The organism is Paenibacillus sp. NRS-1782 (assembly GCF_050467685.1).
Classification (GTDB): domain Bacteria; phylum Bacillota; class Bacilli; order Paenibacillales; family Paenibacillaceae; genus Paenibacillus; species Paenibacillus terrae_A.
Map to the genome: position 1 here is coordinate 77032 of NZ_JBITPH010000021.1, position 17447 is coordinate 94478.

Sequence of the window (17447 nt, forward strand, 5' to 3'; positions counted from 1 at the left end):
CGGAATGAAGCTGGCTGTAATCGGTACTGGATACGTTGGACTCGTCTCGGGCGTGTGTTTTGCACATAAAGGTAATGAGGTGATTTGTGTCGATCTGGAGCAGCATAAAATCGATATGCTGAACCGGGCGGAATCTCCTATTTATGAGCCTGGCATTGAGGAACTGATCGCGCTAAATCTGGAAGCGGGTCGTTTGGAGTTTACTTCGGATTTGGCCGACGCAGTTCGCCGCTCGGATATCATTATTTTGGCGGTGGGTACGCCGTCTCTGGCTAACGGTGAAGCGAATCTGTCCTACATTGAGCAGGCTGCTGCTGATGTCGGGAAGGCCATGAACGGGTATAAAATTATAATGACCAAGAGCACGGTGCCTGTCGGAACGAACGAAAAGATCAAGGACGTGCTGGCTCATCATACGAGTTTGTCCTTCGATATTGTATCCGCTCCGGAATTTCTGAGAGAAGGCTCTGCTATCAATGATACACTCCATCCAGATCGCATCATTATCGGCTTGGACAACACAGGGCTGCGTGAAACGATGGTTTCGCTGCATCAGGTGTTCACGGATAAAATTTATGTAACGGATATCCGCAGTGCAGAGATGATCAAATACGCGTCCAACGCATTTCTGGCGACCAAAATCTCGTTTATCAACGAAATCGCCAATATTTGCGAAAAGGTAGGCGCGGACGTTACCTGTGTGGCTGACGGTATGGGGATGGACAAACGAATCGGGTCCTATTTTCTGCAAGCTGGGATCGGGTACGGTGGTTCTTGCTTCCCGAAAGACACGAATGCGCTCATCCAAATTGCGGGTAATGTGGACTATGAATTTAAGCTGTTAAAATCGGTGGTCGAGGTGAACACCGACCAGCGTTTCATGATCGTATCCAAGCTGCGCGAATCGCTGGGTCAGCTGCACGGCGTGCCGATTGGCATTTGGGGCTTGGCCTTCAAGCCGAATACAGACGATATCCGCGAGGCTCCGGCACTGGAAATCGTTGAAACGCTGGTTCAGGCAGGTGCTATTGTGAAGCTGTATGATCCGATTGCAATGGAAAAATTCAAGGAGCGCGTGGATCATCCGAATATTGTATGGTGCTCATCCCCGCAGCAAGCTGCCGAGGGAAGCGACGCGGTCTGCCTGCTGACCGATTGGGAAGAGTTCAAAAACGTCAATCTCTTACAATTGTCTTCCATTCTGCACAAGCCAGTCCTGATTGACGGTCGTAACGTATTTACGGAGGAGCAGATTCAAGGCTCGGGGTTGGAATACTATTCCGTGGGTCGTCCGCGGATGAGTGGGTGGAATCGGGATAAGGTGGAAGCTTAAAAGAGTGACTGTGGTGGTGGTGGAGGCGCTACGCGTGCAGATTGTTCTTCCGATTGCTGTTACCCCCGGATTTTCTTGATTGTATAAAACATTCAAAGGTTAAAATCCGGGGATAAAGGCAAACGCTGACGCTTCTTCAGAACAATTCTGCCCGCTCCGCTGCTTTCCGCCGTGGAGTCACGATTTTTAACCTCCCACCTCATGGGGGGAGGTAGGAAGGGCGTATCGGAAGGAGCGGCGCGGTGATACCGCTCCTTCGGATCAAAGCGCCATGCGCCGGGCGCGCGAGCACCTTTACAGGCTGACCGGACATGAATCGTCCGGTCGTGCCTTTTGCAATACACGGTATGATCGGCATGATGCATTTTTGAGTAGCGCAGGGATGGATTTGAATCTGGAGAAGCGATAGCGCTCGCCTTTGGAACGGGATTCAAACCTTTACACGATTTTATACAATCGAGTGAATCCCGGTCCAACAGCGATCGTAAGATCAAATCCATCCCGTAGCGGGCTACTCAACCGTGCTCCATCCGATCACCTACCCAAATTAGAGAGGAAGTGGAGAGTTATGAAGCTCGTACTTTTGTCTGGTGGTTCCGGTAAGAGATTATGGCCTTTGTCCAACGATTCCCGTTCCAAACAATTTTTGAAGGTGCTGGAGAGTCCGGAGGGGAATTCGGAATCTATGGTGCAGCGGGTGTGGAGACAACTGGGGGATAACGGCTTGTCCGAATCCTCGTTTATTGCAACAGGGAGAGCGCAGGTTGAAATGATTCAGAGTCAGGTTGGGCAGGATACGCGCATCATTGTTGAGCCGGAACGAAGAGATACGTTTCCTGCCATTGCGCTGACAGCGACTTATCTATATTCCATTGTTGGAGTTTCCCCCGATGAAATCGTTGCAATATTGCCGGTAGATCCCTATGTAGAGGATGCTTTCTTTGCTACAGTTGCCCAGTTGGAACATACTCTTCAGGAGAGTGAAGGCAAGCTTGCGTTAATCGGAGTTGTCCCTTCCTATCCTTCTGAGAAATATGGTTACATTATACCGAAAAATGATGCCACACAAGGTAGCACAGGCTACCGCGAAGTGAGCCATTTTCAAGAGAAACCCGACCGGGAGCAGGCGGAGCGTCTGATGGAACGCAATGCTCTATGGAACTGCGGGGTTTTTGCATTCCAATTGGGTTACTTGCTCGATATCTTGGCATCCAAAGGTTTGCCGCTGAACTATGAAGAAATGCAAAAGCAATATTCTTCTCTGGAAAAAATCAGCTTTGACTATGAGGTAGTCGAGAAGGAGCAGGACATCGTTGTTCTTCCGTATGATGGATTCTGGAAGGATTTAGGTACCTGGAACACCTTAACGGAAGAAATGTCCCATCAGCAAGTGGGCAGAGGCGTAGTAACGGAGGATTGCGTCAATACAAGCCTTATCAACGAACTGGATATCCCCGTGGCAATCATTGGAACGAATGATCTGATCGTAGCTGTCAGCCCGGATGGCATCCTTGTGACCAATAAGGCGGAAAGTCCGCGCATCAAGGAAGTGCTCAAGGCTCATAATCAGCGTCCAATGTACGAAGAGCGACGTTGGGGGCATTATCGGGTAGTGGATTATGTAAAGTATGACGAGGGCAACGAGGTATTGACCAAGCGAATCCGTGTGCTGCAAGGCAAAAATATCAGCTACCAGCTTCATTTCAAACGGAGTGAAATTTGGACCATTATTAGCGGTGAAGCGGAAATTATTTTGAATGAAAAGCTGCATAAGGTGAAGGCGGGTGATGTGGTTCGCATTCCAGAAGGGACGAAGCATAGCATTTTGGCCGTGACCGATGTGGAATTGATCGAGGTACAGACAGGTTCTGAGTTGATCGAAGAGGATATTGTCCGTTTTTGCATGGATTGGGATGAAATTTCCCGTCACCAGTTTATTTCATAAATGAGCATCATGCAACATTCCTGAAGGATGAAAAATGACTCATTTATGAAGTTTTTATCCCGAACTGTCGAAAATACGCGAAAATCTGTAAATTCATGAACATGACCTATTAAATTTTGGTAAAAAAAAGTCGATACTTAGGGTAAGAAGGAATCCAAACTCCTTCCACGATAAACGCAGCCCTGTTGAAAGGCAGGTACGCAAAGCTAAAGGGCCTTCCGTGAGGATGGCAGCCTGGCTACCGAAAGGAAGAGCGAGAGTGAGTCCCTATTTTACCCCTGTGAATCGATGGATACGCAGTGTACTCCCCGTTGTTATGCTTTTTTCTTTGTTGCCCGTCGGTTTTGGTGAATCTCTGTCCGTGGCGAATGCTGCCACACTACAGCCTGTTAATTCGGACGCTTCTGCTGAGGCCCGTGAACTATACAACTATTTGATCAGCATCTCGGGAAAAAAGATGGTCACAGGTCAACATGATTATTTGGAAAGTCCGGATGAATTAAGCAACAAGGTCCAAAAAATCAGTAAGGCGTATGCTGGTGTACATGGCTACGAGATGGGAGCCATCTCCGGCCAGTCCGCCGCTACGGAGGCAGCACAACGTAAAAATGTCGTCGATAGCGCGATACGTTGGAGTAGAGCTGGCGGCATGGTTACGATGACTTATCATGAACCGTTGCCGGGTAAACCACTGACTTGGGCCAATGTGCAGGCGAAAGTAAGCCAGGCGGAGTTCAATAAATATGTGACGCCGGGTACTGCGCAGTATAATCTTCTCATTGCCGATCTGGATAAGGTCGCTGTATCGTTAAAGCAGCTTCGTGATGCGGGGGTTCCAGTATTATGGAGACCTTACCACGAAATGAACGGCGACTGGTTCTGGTGGGGAAACAAAAACAATTGCAATCAGCTATGGAATATCATGTATGACCGTTTTGTAAATACGCATCAGCTGAACAATCTGCTGTGGGTATGGAGTCCGAATGCGCCTAATTCGTACACTGCTCCATATACCCCGAAATATCCGGGGGATGACAAAGTGGATATTTTGGCTGTAGACATTTACAACCATGATTTTAAGCAAAGCCATTACGAAGGATTGCTCGGACTGGCACGAAATAAACCGATTGCCATTGGGGAACATGGTGAGGTGCCCAGTCCCGAGGTGATGAAGGCTCAGCCTAAATGGGTGTATTCCATGACCTGGGGCAAGATGCTGACCGAAAATAACACGACGGATCAGATTCATGATTATATGAATGATTCGACAAGCTTGACGCGGGATGATGTGAAAAAAGGGCTGGCTGCGATGAAAAAACCTGACACGGAGCTACCAACCGTACCGGACACGGGACAAAATGGCTCGACTCCAGCTCCGCCAGTGGTAAGTAAACCAGTCCCGCCTTCCGTTCCGGATATGGTCTACGCAAACGGGCTGCGGGGCGAATATTTTAACGACATGAATCTGGATGGCACTGCTGTTTTGGTTCGCACAGACAGTAAGCTGGATTATAACTGGCGTGCCGCCACGCCTGATCCAAAGGTGGAGGCTGATCAGTTCTCAGTCCGTTGGACGGGCAAAATCAAGCCGCAATATAGTGAGGCCTATACGTTTACCACGATATCCGATGATGGCATTCGTGTATGGGTAGATGGCAAGCTGATTATTGATAGCTGGTTCAAACAAAGCTGGACAGAACGCAAGGGCAGCATTTCCTTGCAAGCAGGCAAAATGGCAGATTTGAAGGTTGAATATTATGATGAAAAGGGCGACGCAATGGCACGTCTGATGTGGGAAAGTCAGCATGAAGCGAAAGCGGTAATTCCCGGCAACGCTTTGTTTCTTCCTTGATATATACTCTTTCCCCGCCAAAAATTTTGAGGAGAGAGAGGGTGGAGCACAATGATGAAAAAATGGTTGACCCAAAAGTATATAGTGGTATTGGCCGGGCTGCTAGGGGTCGCAGCTATAGCGCTGATTGCCTGGTTTATTCATACGCCTCCCAAGAGTGAAGAACTTCAGACGATTAAAGTAGCGGCGGCGAGTCCGGTATGGAAGCTTGGTCAGCGGGATGACTCTTCAGTAGAATTTAGAGGTGTGGTCGGTAAGGACAATATCAATATTTCGGTGGCCTCTACCGAGTCGTCTGCTAAAGGAACATCGTCAGCGATGTCCATAGCGGGGAGTACAACGGCTCCGATATTGCTCAGCAGTGGAGATATCCCTTCCGGATTAAATGCGTCCACGAATCCTGAACTGTCCCTCCAGTACAAGCTGGATCAGGTTCCTCCCAACGGGATGATATTCCGTGTACGAATTTTGGATGCGGGCAAAGCCGTTCCCCAGATGGCTGTATTTTCAAATCATCAGCTGTCCGGTATCATCCAGATTGCCGGGGTTGCCGGCACAGGCAGTGCATATAATTTCAAAAGCAATTACGAGCTATATATCCCCAAAGAGCAATTGCAAAGCGGTGTTAACGTACTCAAGCTAAAGACAGCGCGCTGCCTATACTGCTCCTCTGTTGAAGATAAAAATGTGTGGTGGACTTGGGATGACTTGAGCTTGGAGACGTTAGCTTCACCTGCAACCGAGCCGATACACGGTAAATATATATTGACCGGAACGAATGTCAATAATAAAGAATTTTATTATGATGAGGGTGCAGTTAAACATTTACCATATGTTCTCAAATGGCTGGGAATTGCGTATAGCGGCAATGTCATGAGAGTCACTTGTGCCAGTAATGTAAACAAGGCCTGCACAGACGTGGGAGATTACTACCAAACATTGAAGCAGTATAATATGCAATCGTCAGCTTTGTATTTGTATACAGGCGATATCAAGCTGCAAAAAGACGGCTCCCTGCCGGAGACGGCTAAGCAGAAATTGCGCGATTATGTAAAAAAATATGGTTCATACCTGCATTATTACGAAGTAGATAATGAACCTGGATTGTTTAACCGCTCAAAAGCGGTCAATTTGGCCGTCGCCAAATGGCTGAATACGGAAGGTAAGCAATTGGCGCCGCATCTCAAAACGGTTGCGCCGGGTTGGGCCTACTGGCCGACATATTCAACCAAGGCATGCAAAAACCAAACCGGAGGTACGCCCAAATGCGGCGATCCGGATGGATGGGAGCGGGACCCGGCACAACGTAAACAGCTGGAGGATGTCACTGACCTGACCAATGGACATGCCTATGGCGAATCGTATAACGAAGAGGGAGGAGGCAGCTTTGTTCAAAATCTGAAAACGTTCGGCGGTTCAAGTAACGGGCTGGAGAAGAAGATGCTGAATACGGAGTTTGGTACGAACGATACGCATCGGGACAACCCTGAGTACGGGGCCAGTCAGCCACAGGCAGCCGCATTCGACCGGATTATGCGTTCGCAGATTGGTTTTGCCGATATGTTTATTCAGCATGCTGCTTTCTATAAGGACTACACGCTGTTTAAAACCGGCTTTGACCTGCAAAATCACAATCCGGCGAATACGGAAATGTATCCGTTCGGACAAGGGCAGGACAGCCGTGTAAACATCATGAGACGCTTGAGTCTGGCTTATGCCACACACGGGAAACCATTGACTTATACGGTCCTGAATCCGGAGGAAACGAAGGATAAGATGGTCTATGTCCGTGCAGTGGATACGGCTAAACTGAAACCGCTGGCTGGCAGTGGGGCCACCTCGGACAAATTGCTGGTGAATCTGGTGAATTTCGAATCCACAGCACAGACGATCCGCGTACGGGTGACGATGCCGAAAGCCGGTTTGTACACGGGTGAACGCTTCGGAGCTGGCTCTACGTACAGCCAGGCACAGCGTTCCATATCCGGACTCAAGGCTTCGCCTGCCCTTGATTTTGAAGAAAAGCTGGGTCCTGGCGAGTCGGTACAATACATTCTGGAACTGAAAAGTACAGATCAGACCGCAGCTTCGGCCCCTACAGAGGTGAAGGCCGCCTCTGTTCAGGAAGACGCGGTAAAGATCAATTGGCTTCAGGCAGAAGGCGTATCCGCCTATGATGTACTGCGTGCGGACGGGACAAACGGGGCGTATCAGGTGATTGCCTCGGAAGTAGCGGGAAGCACGTATACGGACCACACGGTGAAGGCAGGAAGTCACTACGCCTACAAAGTCCGAGCGACTGGGGGCACTCAAGTGTCCCCGGCAGCCGAGGTCGCTTAATGAGGACAGATACAGAGTAGGACCAGCGTTGAAGAATACCTTACATGCAACCGAAAATAGAATGCCAAAGAACCTATCAGGAGAAATTAGGACCTGACAGGTTCTTTTTTATCTGTAAATGGTTCTGATTTGGCAGTTCATTGCGTATATTTCAGAAGAAAATCCAAAAATCCTTTAATTTCCTCGCCATAAGACGACAACATTACAGGTATGTATTCATATATAATGGTTTTGCTCATAACTATACATACATGGTTTGTGGAGATTCTCTTTCCGGTGACCAAGAATGATAAAGTGAGGTAAGTGCCGAATGAACAAGGAGACTGAATCAGGGATGGACAACTCTCTTCTACGAAACAACGAACGGAAAGCAGACAAACCTGTCGTCCACCTGGACATCCGGGATATTTTGCTTCAATGTGGCATTGTGATGCCACATTGTCTACAGAGCGAAGCTGACGGAACCAAGGACCGAAAGGATAAGAGCTTGTAAAATATCGGTTGCCGGCACTGCTTAAAATTAGGAGTGAACCGGCTCCCACCCTTCTTTATTCCATCATTCGTTCCATGCGGACAAACGCGATAAAACGCTTGGCTTCTTCCTCAGACAAAGTTCGTCCATCAATGGTCAAATTAAAACGTTGCAGGATATCTTCATCGGACAGCTCCAACTGGTCCACAAATTCCCTCACATCTGAATCCAAAATTGCTGCCGGATGGCTAGTGCGTCCTACCAAGTAATCAATGGATACCCCGAAAATGTCTGCAAGTTTGGTCAGTATCTCAAAATCTGGCTTGCGCCGGTTTTTTTCATAGTGAGAAAGAGCCGCCCGCGTAATTCCGAGGGATTGCGCTAGTTCCTCTTGTTTTAATCCCTTATATTCCCGTAATTCAGCGATGCGGGTGCCATAATTCATCTGATTTTCCTCCTGAATGCAAGGTTGAGAAAGTAAAAAAAAGCAATTTTAAGCTTGACAAGATACGAGTTGTATCATAAATTAGTTATGTAGGATACATAACGTATCGTTATTTTATAGTTTTATCCAGATGCTATCGTTCATATACCCTGGGAGGCCACGGATGGTTTAGCACTTGTGCAAATTCGCTGGCTAGACCTTCTATGCGCTATTATACAACATTTTACTATAGATTATATGGTCATGCTATGCAGAGGATCAGTACAAGCGTCATTGCATCGAAAACAAGTCAATCAGAGAGGACTGGTCTTGTGCAGTTGAAAGAGTACATCCGTATGATCCGAAAAAGAATATGGTTGATTAGCGGTATCGTATTGTTGGTATGTGCTGTGGTAGGCGTGAAAAATGTATATTTTACCCTTCAGATTTATGAAGCGACAGCGAAGCTTATTATCAACCAAACGCCAAGGCCGGATCGTGCGGGTGTCGTCGATTACAGTGTCGTTCAAACGAATATAGCTTTAACGAACTCCTATAAGCAAATTATGATGTCCTCGGCAATTATGGACCAGGTGGTCGCCAGCTTCCCCGATCTCAAGGTCACTCCGTCAGTTCTGGCGCAAAAACTAAGAGTAAACACCGCAGGTGATTCACAGGTCATGGATTTAACAATCCGTGATTTATCGTATACGAAGGCTGTCAAAACCGTAAATGCGATAGCTAAAGTATTCAAACGACAAATTCCCTCTATCATGAAAATGGACAACGTCACGATTCTAAGCGAAGCCAGTCTGACTGAACCGGCTGTTCCTGTGAACAGTAATCCCGCTATACAGATGCTTATTGCTTTTTTCACCTCCTTGTTGCTGGGTATAGGCTTGGCGTTTTTGCTGGAAGTGCTGGATGATACCTTTAAAAATGAAGAGGATGTTGAAAAAGAACTCGGCCTGCCTACCCTGTCCCTGATTACGAAAATGAAAAAAGAAGACAAACGCTCCGACGGTTCAGCTACAACTCCCAAACAGGTAGGTGAAGGCCAATATGCCGCGACTAATCAATAACCAGCTCGTCACATCCCTGCATGCCCAATCTCCTGTCTCGGAGGAGTACCGTATGCTTCGCACGAACATCCAGTTTTCTTCTATAGATGAGCCGATTGAGGTTATGATGGTAGCATCAGCTCAGGCGGGTGAAGGTAGGACGGTCACGATTAGCAATTTGGCTGTAACGTATGCGCAAGAGGGGAAGAAGGTGCTGGTTATGGACATGGATTTGCGCCGCTCTTCCTTGCACCACATGTTCGGCTTGCGTAATCATACGGGTCTGACACGTGTCCTTGCCAACCAGCAGCCATGGCAGGAAGTGGTTCAGGAAACAGGGATCGATCATCTGTATGCCATTACAGCCGGACCGACTCCGCCGAATCCGTCCGAGATGCTCAGCTCCCGCAGAATGAACGCTCTAATGTCTGAGCTGAAGGAGCATTATGATGTGATTTTAATGGATACGCCGCCATTGTTGTCCTTTCCAGATGGCCTCATTATAAGCGCCATGTGTGACGGAGTGATTTTGGTGGTGCAGGCAGGGAAGGTCAAAAAGGATCTCGTCAAGAAAGCGAAAGCCAATTTGGAAAGAGTAAAGGCACGTATTTTGGGCGTGGTGCTCAACAACGTGAAACGGTCGGATACTCGTGCGGAGCGCGGCATGGAGGAACGCAACCTGACATGAACAGAAAGGAGGGAAATGGGAGTTAAAAAAAATTCTCTTAACAATGAATAAATAATACTTATCAATCGGAAGCTGAGGTGATGAGCAGTGTCTTCTTCCCACTCGAACGAGGCTGAAGCTTTGAGTACATCAGTGGAAGTGTATTCGGCCGCTCATGGGCTTGAACGCCGGCAAGGATTGAGCGTATATCCGTTCGTGAAGCGAAGTATGGACATCGTGCTGTCGTTCATTGGTTTAATCGTGCTGTGCCCGGTATTTCTGCTCGTGATTTTGCTGATTAAGCTGGAAGACCCGAGAGGAAGCGCTTTATTTTATCAAGTTCGTATTGGTAAAAATGAACGGCCGTTTCGCATGATCAAATTTCGCTCCATGGTGTCCGATGCCGAGGACAGATTGTCCACGCTGCTGTTGGAAAATGAAATCGAAGGTGCGATGTTCAAAATGCGGGATGATCCACGCATCACCCGTATTGGGCGCCTCCTCCGCAGAACGAGCATTGATGAGCTGCCGCAACTGCTGAATGTACTACGTGGGCAGATGAGTCTGGTAGGGCCCAGACCCCCGCTGCCCAGAGAAGTCGATGATTATACGGTTAGGGATAAGCTGCGTCTGACGGTTACGCCAGGCTGCACCGGCCTATGGCAGGTCAGCGGTCGTAATCATCTGAGCTTTAACCAGATGGTAGAGCTGGATCTGGAGTACATATCCAGACGCAGTTTACGCACGGATATTATCATCATGCTGAAAACGTTCCGGGTGCTATTGGGCTCCAACGATGCATATTAAATTCACTCCAACAGGAAGGGTAGGGGAAAGCATGGATCTTCATTCCAACATATATGTAGCAGGACACAACGGACTGGTGGGTTCCGCCATTGTTCGGGCGTTGAGCAAAGAAGGCTACCGTAACCTGATCACCCGCACAAGCAGCGAGCTGGATCTGCGCAACAAGGAGGCTGTAGACCGCTTTTTCGAAACTGAGTCGGTGGACTATGTATTTTTGGCAGCAGCCAAGGTTGGTGGGATTCTGGCGAACAACGATTACCCGGCCGATTTTATCCGTGACAACCTGCTCATCCAGACGAATGTGATAGACGCGGCATACCGGGCGAATATAAGCAAGCTGCTATTCCTTGGGTCCACCTGTATTTATCCCAAATTTGCCCCACAGCCATTGCGGGAGGAATATCTGCTTACAGGTGAGCTGGAGCCTACGAATGAAGCCTATGCTATCGCTAAAATCGCCGGGATTAAAATGTGCCAGTCCTACAACCGTCAATATGGAACCCGTTATATTTCGGTGATGCCTACGAATTTGTACGGTCCAGGCGATAATTTTGATCTCCAGACCTCTCATGTGCTGCCTGCGCTCATCCGCAAGTTTCACGAAGCCAAGCTGAATCAGTCCCCGACAGTCGAAGTATGGGGCTCCGGCACACCACGTCGTGAATTTCTTCATTCGGATGATTTGGCGGAAGCCTGTCTGTTCCTGATGAATAGCTATGAGGGAAATGAGATTGTGAACATCGGCGTTGGGGAGGATATTTCCATCCGGGAGCTGGCTGAACGGGTGAAGGAAGTCGTCGGTTATGAGGGGGAAATTACCTTTAATACGTCCGCTCCCGATGGCACACCGCGCAAGCTGGTGGATGTGTCCCGAATTTCCGGGCTGGGCTGGTCGGCGCGCATTTCACTGGAAGAGGGATTAACGTCTGTGTATCAGGCATTTCAAGGTCTGGATCTGGTTGAACAATAAAAAACGGTGGGGGAATAGGAATGAAAAAAGCGCTGATCACAGGGATTACTGGACAGGACGGATCTTATCTGGCCGAGTTGCTGCTGTCCAAAGATTATGAGGTGTACGGGGTACGCAGACGCACCAGTACGCCGAACTTTGAAAATGTGGCACATATCCAGAATGACATTCATTGGCTTTCCGGCGATATGACCGATCTGGCCTCGCTCATCGAAGCCGTGCGTCAGTCTGACCCGGATGAGGTCTATAACCTGGCTGCCCAATCCTTCGTCGCGGCCTCATGGCCGCAGCCCTTGGCTACTGGGCAGATTACAGCGCTATCCGTCACCAATATGCTGGAGGCGGTTCGGATTGCCAAGCCGAACACGCGCTTTTATCAGGCGTCGAGTAGTGAGATGTTCGGCAAGGTGTTGGAGACGCCACAGACAGAAACGACCCCATTTTACCCGCGCAGCCCTTACGGTGTCGCCAAAGTGTATGGTCATTGGATCACGGTGAACTACCGTGAGAGCTTTGATATGTTTGCATGCTCCGGCATTTTGTTCAATCATGAATCGCCCCGCCGTGGGCTGGAGTTTGTAACACGCAAAGTGACGGACGCTGTAGCCCGTATCAAGCTGGGTTTGCAGCAGGAGCTGCGCATGGGGAATCTGGATTCGCTGCGGGATTGGGGTTTTGCGGGGGATTACGTGAAGGCGATGTGGATGATGCTCCAGCAGGATCAACCGGATGATTACGTCATTTCTACGGGAGAAATGCATTCCGTCCGCGAACTGCTGCAAATCGCCTTTTCCCATGTAGGTCTGAACTATGAGGATTATGTCGTCATTGATCCTCAGTTCGTCCGTCCGGCAGAGGTGGATTTACTGCTCGGCGATTGCGCCAAGGCGAAGGAAAAGCTGGACTGGCAAGTAGAAGTAGGCTTCGAACAGCTCATTCATATGATGGTGGACACAGACTTGGAGCGGGTAAAAAGGCAGGCTGCGGTCGAAGCTTCCGTCGTCGTATAAGACATGGAGGGGCCACCCGCTTGCCGGGAGGTCTCTTCGCTGTACATTATTGTAGTCGCATCGGCAGAACAGCATGCTATGGAGCCGTGCGAAAGGTCATTTTTCAAGATGGAGTAGAGCTTATGACATTAGTCAAAAATCACGCCAAATCGCGCAGAAGTCTGCTGGTGAATACGTCTTGGCTATTCGGCGACAAAATGATCCGCATGGTGTTTGGTCTGGCGGTCAGCATTATCATGGCGAGAGTGCTCGGACCGGAGGAACTGGGGAAGTGGAATTATGCGGAATCTTTTTTCGGAATGTTTCTGATTTTCACGACGCTTGGCTTTGATTCCATATTGGTGCGCGATCTCGTCAAGGACCCCAAGGATGAGCAGGAGTTATTGGGTACGGCGATTCTGCTGAAGCTGGCGGGTACTTTGGTAGCCATTGTCTTGTCATGCTCCTTCATTTCGCTGCTTAGACCGGAGGATAGTTCCGTACGATTGATCAATCTGATCCTGGCAATGGCCTCAGTGTTTCAGTTGTTTGATATCATCGACTACTGGTTCCGGGCGCAAATGTTGTCCAAATACACCGTCATTGCCAAGAACACAGCCTTTGTCCTCAGCTCCACCATTAAAATCATTTTATTGCTGTCCGGTGTCCCCATCTGGGTGGTGGCGCTGTGCGCTCATGGCGAGTTTCTGCTCGGAAGTCTGATTCTGCTGTATTTCTTCCGTAAGGAAGGACGGCGTATGCACAAGTGGACGTTCAGCCTAACCACAGCACGACGAATCATGAATCACAGCTGGCCGCTTATTTTGTCATCCTCCGCTGTATATGTACAGGCACGGATTGATCAGGTCATTATCGGCGAGATGCTGGGGGATGCGGCGGTGGGGCAATATTCTGTTGCGCTCCGTCTTATTGAAGTGCTGGGCTTCATTCCGGTCGTTCTTACCACAGCATATGCCCCAGTGGTGACCCGTTCCAAGATGAAAGGGAGCGATGAATACAGACAGACGTTGTCCAACGTATATCGGCTAATGTTTATTTGCTTTCTGGTGACCTCAATACCGTTATTTTTTCTGTCCCAATGGGTGGTGGTCGTGCTGTATGGGCGGGAATTTACCGAGGCAGGCTCGTTGCTGTCGCTGTTTGCGATTCGTCTGTTTTTTACTAATTTCAGTGTTGCTAAAAGCTTGTTTATCACGAATGAAAATTTGTTTAAATATACGCTGTTGACCTCAATCGTAGGTGCAGTGACGAATGTGGCTTTAAATTATGCGCTTATCCCGTTATTTGGTGTTCGAGGCTCGCTGGTGGCGACCATCTTGTCTTTTACGATATCTGTATTTTTATTAGATTTGCTGTTTAAGGAAGTCAAAGCCAATTTGAGCTGGATGATGAAGTCGATCCTGACCTTCTGGCGTGTTCATATTACAGTACCGAAAGTTGGAGAGAACAATCATGATACCCATTAAACCGTTTGTTCAGCATGAGGGACAATGTCCGCATTGTGGAGGTAAGGTACGGGGCGGAGAGGTGCTGTGGCAGGGAATTCATGTATGTGTCAGCACTTGGTGTGAGGGCTGTGGACGTGAATATATCGAGGATATGCGGGTCGGGCATGCCACGTATTCACCCTATCGGGTAGAAATGCCTAACTATACACTAACCGGAGATGCGAAATCGATAAAATGGCTCGGAGAGCCCTTGCGGCAAGCGTTGCTCAGTCCTTCCTATGATTTGGCAGTTGGCATGACTGTGCATAAAATGAAACCCTTTAAGCGCATCATCATCGTCAATACGATTGATTATTTGTATGGTCACGCTTTGCTTAAGCTGCTGAATGTGCAGCGGGAATACAAACAATTGCCGGAGCTGGGCATCGTCGTTATTGTGCAAAAATCGCTGGAGTGGATGGTTCCCGCAGGTGTGGCTGAAATCTGGACAGTCGATGTGCCATTCAGCAAGGCCCGCAACTTTTATCCGGTGCTGCATCATCGAATGATAGAGGAACTGGTACGCTTTGATGAGGTCTATGTCAGTCCGGCGTATTCACACCCTAGTCAGTTCGATATTGAGCAGTTTACGGGTGTCCCGCGTTATGAGGATGGCCGTGAGTCGGAGCCGCGCATTACCTTCGTATGGAGGGAAGACCGCTTGTGGAGCGGCAGCCATCATATCGCACGAGCGGTACAGAAATTTCCGCAGCTCAAGCGTTGGCTTAAACCGCTGATTTATCATCAGCGTCGCAAAATCATCCGGTTGTTCCGCAGGTTGCAGGAATCCTTTCCGGATTACCGTTTTACGGTTGCCGGATTGGGTCGCACTGGGAGCTTCCCGGCATGGATTACGGACGAACGTGTCGCACGCTTCGACCGGGAAAGTGAGCTGCTGGTATGCGAGGTGTATGCAGCCAGCCGATTGGTGATCGGCATTCACGGCTCCAATATGCTGCTGCCCTCCGCACATGCCGGCATGACGATTGACTTGATGCCCAAGGATCGTTGGGGCAACTACGCGCAGGATATTTTATTTCACGAAACGGACCATCGGCTTACGGCTTATAAATACCGCTTTGTCCCGATGGAGTCGAGCGTGACCTTGGTGGCGGATATGGCGGCTGCCCAGCTTAAAGGAGCAGATCATTTTAATATGCAGATGATGGAAGAAAAGCAGAGGCAGGGGGAGCATTCGGTTTGGAGGGGGGAGGCCGCTTCGGGACGGATTTGATCCTCCGATCGCTGTTGACGCGGGATTCCCTGATTGAATAAGCCCCTATAGGGGGCGGAATCCCACGTCAAAGGCGAACGCTTCGCTTCTACAGATTCAAATCCTATCCTCCGCTACTTCCCGCCGCCGCCAAAAGGAATTTCCCCCAGCCCATAGGGTGGGGGAAGGTAGAGCCCGCCCGGCGATAGCTTCGCCTATCGCCGTGAACTTCTCTCGGACACGCATCCCAGCGTAGTCTACGGCTGCGTGCATCCGCCCGCGTAACCCGCGCAGCGGGGCACTTCATGCCCTGAGTTCTCTTTTTTAAAATTAGGGTGACTTTATGGAAACGGCGGTCAGCAGCGAAGCGGTCCATTTGAATCTGAAGAAGCGCTAGCGTTCGCCTTTGCCACTGAATTTTAACCTTATTAGGTTTTATATTAATCCAAAAATTCAGTGGCAACAGCGATCGGAAGATCAAATGGAACGCGCAGCGGTCTCTAAACCCTCCGCCCGCCATAACTCACCCAATATGAAATGGCAGGAGCCTAATGATGATTCAAAAAATATTGTATCTTCGCAATTTTGCTAGCAAGGTGAACGGGGACTCATACAATTTGCAGGAAGTCGGCTTGGGCAAGGCACTCGTTCGGAAAGGCTTCGATTGCGACATTGTCTACTACAACGACCACAAGGAAACCCATCTGGAGCAGGTATACCGTCACGAAGGCTGCACATTGCGCATCATCTGGCTCCACGGATTGAAGTTCCTGAGCAACAGCATCTACAGGGATGTCCTTGAGGATTCGTTTTTGGCTGCTTATGATTGGGTCATTTCCACAGAATACAACCAGATCATGACTTATCTGCTTTCTCGCAAATGTCCGGAAAAGCTGGTGCTGTATCACGGCCCGTACCGCGATGATACACACGCGCTGATCCGAAGATTGTACGATACCCTGCTACTGCCGAAGGTGACAAAGTCTCAACGCTGTACCTTTGTCAAATCCGATCTTGCCAAGCGCTATCTGGAGGATAAAGGCTTTCACAACGTCGTCACCCTTGGAGTCGGACTGGACCGCAGCAAGGTGGAGGGAACGTTCAACAATGACAACAGCGGCAACCGGGGCAACGACGCAAGCGAAGGCCGGGAGAAAAATCCTGAGGTCACGGATGAGCTGAGGCGGCTTGGGGGTCGTCCGGTGCTACTGTATGTCGGCGTGCTGGAGGAGCGGAGAAATATACGTTTTATGCTAGGCGTGTTCAAAAAGGTACTTCAAAAGCATCCCAGTTGCCTTTTGTTAATGGTCGGGGATGGACGTAAGGCGGATACGGATCGCTATTGGGCCTATGCCCGTGAGCTTGGGCTGACGGACAGTATTTTGCATTTTACAAGAGTGGAGCAGCGGCATCTATGGCAGGTTTACGGAGCAGCGGATGCGATGCTGTTTCCGACTCATTACGATATTTTCGGTATGGTGCTGCTGGAAAGTATGCTGTTTCGCGTCCCGATTATCTCTTCGGTAAATGGCGGCTCGGTTACCTTGATCGAGGACGGGGTGAACGGAGTGATCCTGAGCAGTTTTTCGGAGGAGGAATGGGTGAGTCGAGTCTCTGAATTGTTGGACAATGCTGAGCTGAGACAAAGTATGGCGGAGCAGGCGTTTCTTACAGTTGAGCGTATGTCGTGGGATCGTATTGCGGAGGAAATGCTAAGCCACTCACGGATACAACCGATGCAGCTCATGCACCACCCCATGCAATCTACGCAGGAACGAGGGACCGCCACGTGAGCAAACAGATCAACATACAGTCGGGGTCTCCAGTACATCTACAGGCTTCAAACCTAGATCATCATCATGTTCA

16 protein-coding genes and 1 riboswitch are annotated in these 17447 nt (G+C 49.2%); of the genes, 13 read left to right on the plus strand and 3 right to left on the minus strand.

Going from position 1 to position 17447, the window contains the following annotated elements; genetic code table 11:
• The first annotated feature begins 4 nt into the window (after positions 1–4).
• On the plus strand, positions 5–1333 hold the full coding sequence (locus ACIFQM_RS09390) for a UDP-glucose dehydrogenase family protein (RefSeq protein WP_430065351.1): 1329 nt from the start codon (positions 5–7) through the stop codon (positions 1331–1333).
• Positions 1334–1425: 92 nt separating this feature from the next.
• Here ACIFQM_RS09390 and ACIFQM_RS09395 read toward each other — a convergent pair whose 3' ends face one another.
• On the minus strand, positions 1426–1827 hold the full coding sequence (locus ACIFQM_RS09395; protein WP_430065353.1) for a hypothetical protein: 402 nt from the start codon (positions 1825–1827) through the stop codon (positions 1426–1428).
• 74 nt (positions 1828–1901) lie between these two features.
• Between ACIFQM_RS09395 and ACIFQM_RS09400 the strand changes: the two genes are divergently transcribed.
• The 4 genes from ACIFQM_RS09400 (at position 1902) to ACIFQM_RS09415 (ending at position 7963) form a co-directional block, all read left to right on the plus strand.
• On the plus strand, positions 1902–3278 hold the full coding sequence (locus ACIFQM_RS09400; RefSeq protein WP_430045711.1) for a sugar phosphate nucleotidyltransferase: 1377 nt from the start codon (positions 1902–1904) through the stop codon (positions 3276–3278).
• 165 nt (positions 3279–3443) lie between these two features.
• Positions 3444–3524, plus strand: a riboswitch (cyclic di-GMP riboswitch).
• The gene (locus ACIFQM_RS09405; RefSeq protein WP_430065355.1) at positions 3505–5130 is read left to right on the plus strand and encodes a glycosyl hydrolase; all 1626 of its coding nucleotides are present in this window, start codon (positions 3505–3507) and stop codon (positions 5128–5130) included. Its footprint overlaps the riboswitch before it by 20 nt.
• 51 nt (positions 5131–5181) lie before the next feature.
• Positions 5182–7470 carry a hypothetical protein gene (locus tag ACIFQM_RS09410; protein ID WP_430065357.1) on the plus strand — a complete coding sequence of 763 codons (2289 nt, stop codon included), beginning with the start codon at positions 5182–5184 and terminating at the stop codon, positions 7468–7470.
• A 310-nt stretch (positions 7471–7780) separates the two neighbouring features.
• Positions 7781–7963: a hypothetical protein gene (locus tag ACIFQM_RS09415; protein ID WP_430037276.1), complete on the plus strand. Its 183-nt coding sequence runs from the start codon at positions 7781–7783 to the stop codon at positions 7961–7963.
• 55 nt (positions 7964–8018) lie between these two features.
• On the opposite strand, the gene ACIFQM_RS09420 is transcribed toward ACIFQM_RS09415, so the two are convergent.
• Positions 8019–8387 carry a helix-turn-helix domain-containing protein gene (locus ACIFQM_RS09420; protein ID WP_430037279.1) on the minus strand — a complete coding sequence of 123 codons (369 nt, stop codon included), beginning with the start codon at positions 8385–8387 and terminating at the stop codon, positions 8019–8021.
• Positions 8388–8698: 311 nt separating this feature from the next.
• Here ACIFQM_RS09420 and ACIFQM_RS09425 point away from each other — a divergent pair, with 311 nt between their 5' ends.
• From ACIFQM_RS09425 to ACIFQM_RS09455, 7 genes are all read left to right on the plus strand, one after another.
• Complete coding sequence (locus ACIFQM_RS09425; protein ID WP_430037282.1) at positions 8699–9448, plus strand: YveK family protein; 750 nt, start codon at positions 8699–8701, stop codon at positions 9446–9448.
• Positions 9429–10115 carry a CpsD/CapB family tyrosine-protein kinase gene (locus ACIFQM_RS09430; RefSeq protein WP_430037285.1) on the plus strand — a complete coding sequence of 229 codons (687 nt, stop codon included), beginning with the start codon at positions 9429–9431 and terminating at the stop codon, positions 10113–10115. The genes ACIFQM_RS09425 and ACIFQM_RS09430 overlap by 20 nt, the downstream gene beginning before the upstream one ends.
• 87 nt (positions 10116–10202) lie before the next feature.
• Entirely contained in the window at positions 10203–10901 is a 699-nt protein-coding gene (locus tag ACIFQM_RS09435) for a sugar transferase (protein WP_430037288.1), read from the plus strand.
• Between the two features lie 31 nt (positions 10902–10932).
• Positions 10933–11871, plus strand: coding sequence for a GDP-L-fucose synthase (fcl, locus tag ACIFQM_RS09440; protein ID WP_430037291.1), 939 nt, complete (start codon positions 10933–10935; stop codon positions 11869–11871).
• A 20-nt stretch (positions 11872–11891) separates the two neighbouring features.
• Positions 11892–12881, plus strand: coding sequence for a GDP-mannose 4,6-dehydratase (gmd, locus tag ACIFQM_RS09445; protein ID WP_430037293.1), 990 nt, complete (start codon positions 11892–11894; stop codon positions 12879–12881).
• Between the two features lie 122 nt (positions 12882–13003).
• The gene (locus ACIFQM_RS09450; protein WP_430037296.1) at positions 13004–14347 is read left to right on the plus strand and encodes a flippase; all 1344 of its coding nucleotides are present in this window, start codon (positions 13004–13006) and stop codon (positions 14345–14347) included.
• Positions 14334–15602, plus strand: coding sequence for a hypothetical protein (locus ACIFQM_RS09455; protein ID WP_430037299.1), 1269 nt, complete (start codon positions 14334–14336; stop codon positions 15600–15602). The genes ACIFQM_RS09450 and ACIFQM_RS09455 overlap by 14 nt, the downstream gene beginning before the upstream one ends.
• Before the next feature lie 103 nt (positions 15603–15705).
• Here ACIFQM_RS09455 and ACIFQM_RS09460 read toward each other — a convergent pair whose 3' ends face one another.
• Entirely contained in the window at positions 15706–15888 is a 183-nt protein-coding gene (locus tag ACIFQM_RS09460) for a hypothetical protein (RefSeq protein WP_430037302.1), read from the minus strand.
• A 247-nt stretch (positions 15889–16135) separates the two neighbouring features.
• Here ACIFQM_RS09460 and ACIFQM_RS09465 point away from each other — a divergent pair, with 247 nt between their 5' ends.
• Positions 16136–17374 (plus strand): glycosyltransferase family 4 protein, encoded by a 1239-nt coding sequence (locus ACIFQM_RS09465; protein WP_430037305.1) that lies wholly within the window; start codon positions 16136–16138, stop codon positions 17372–17374.
• The last annotated feature ends 73 nt before the right edge of the window (positions 17375–17447 follow it).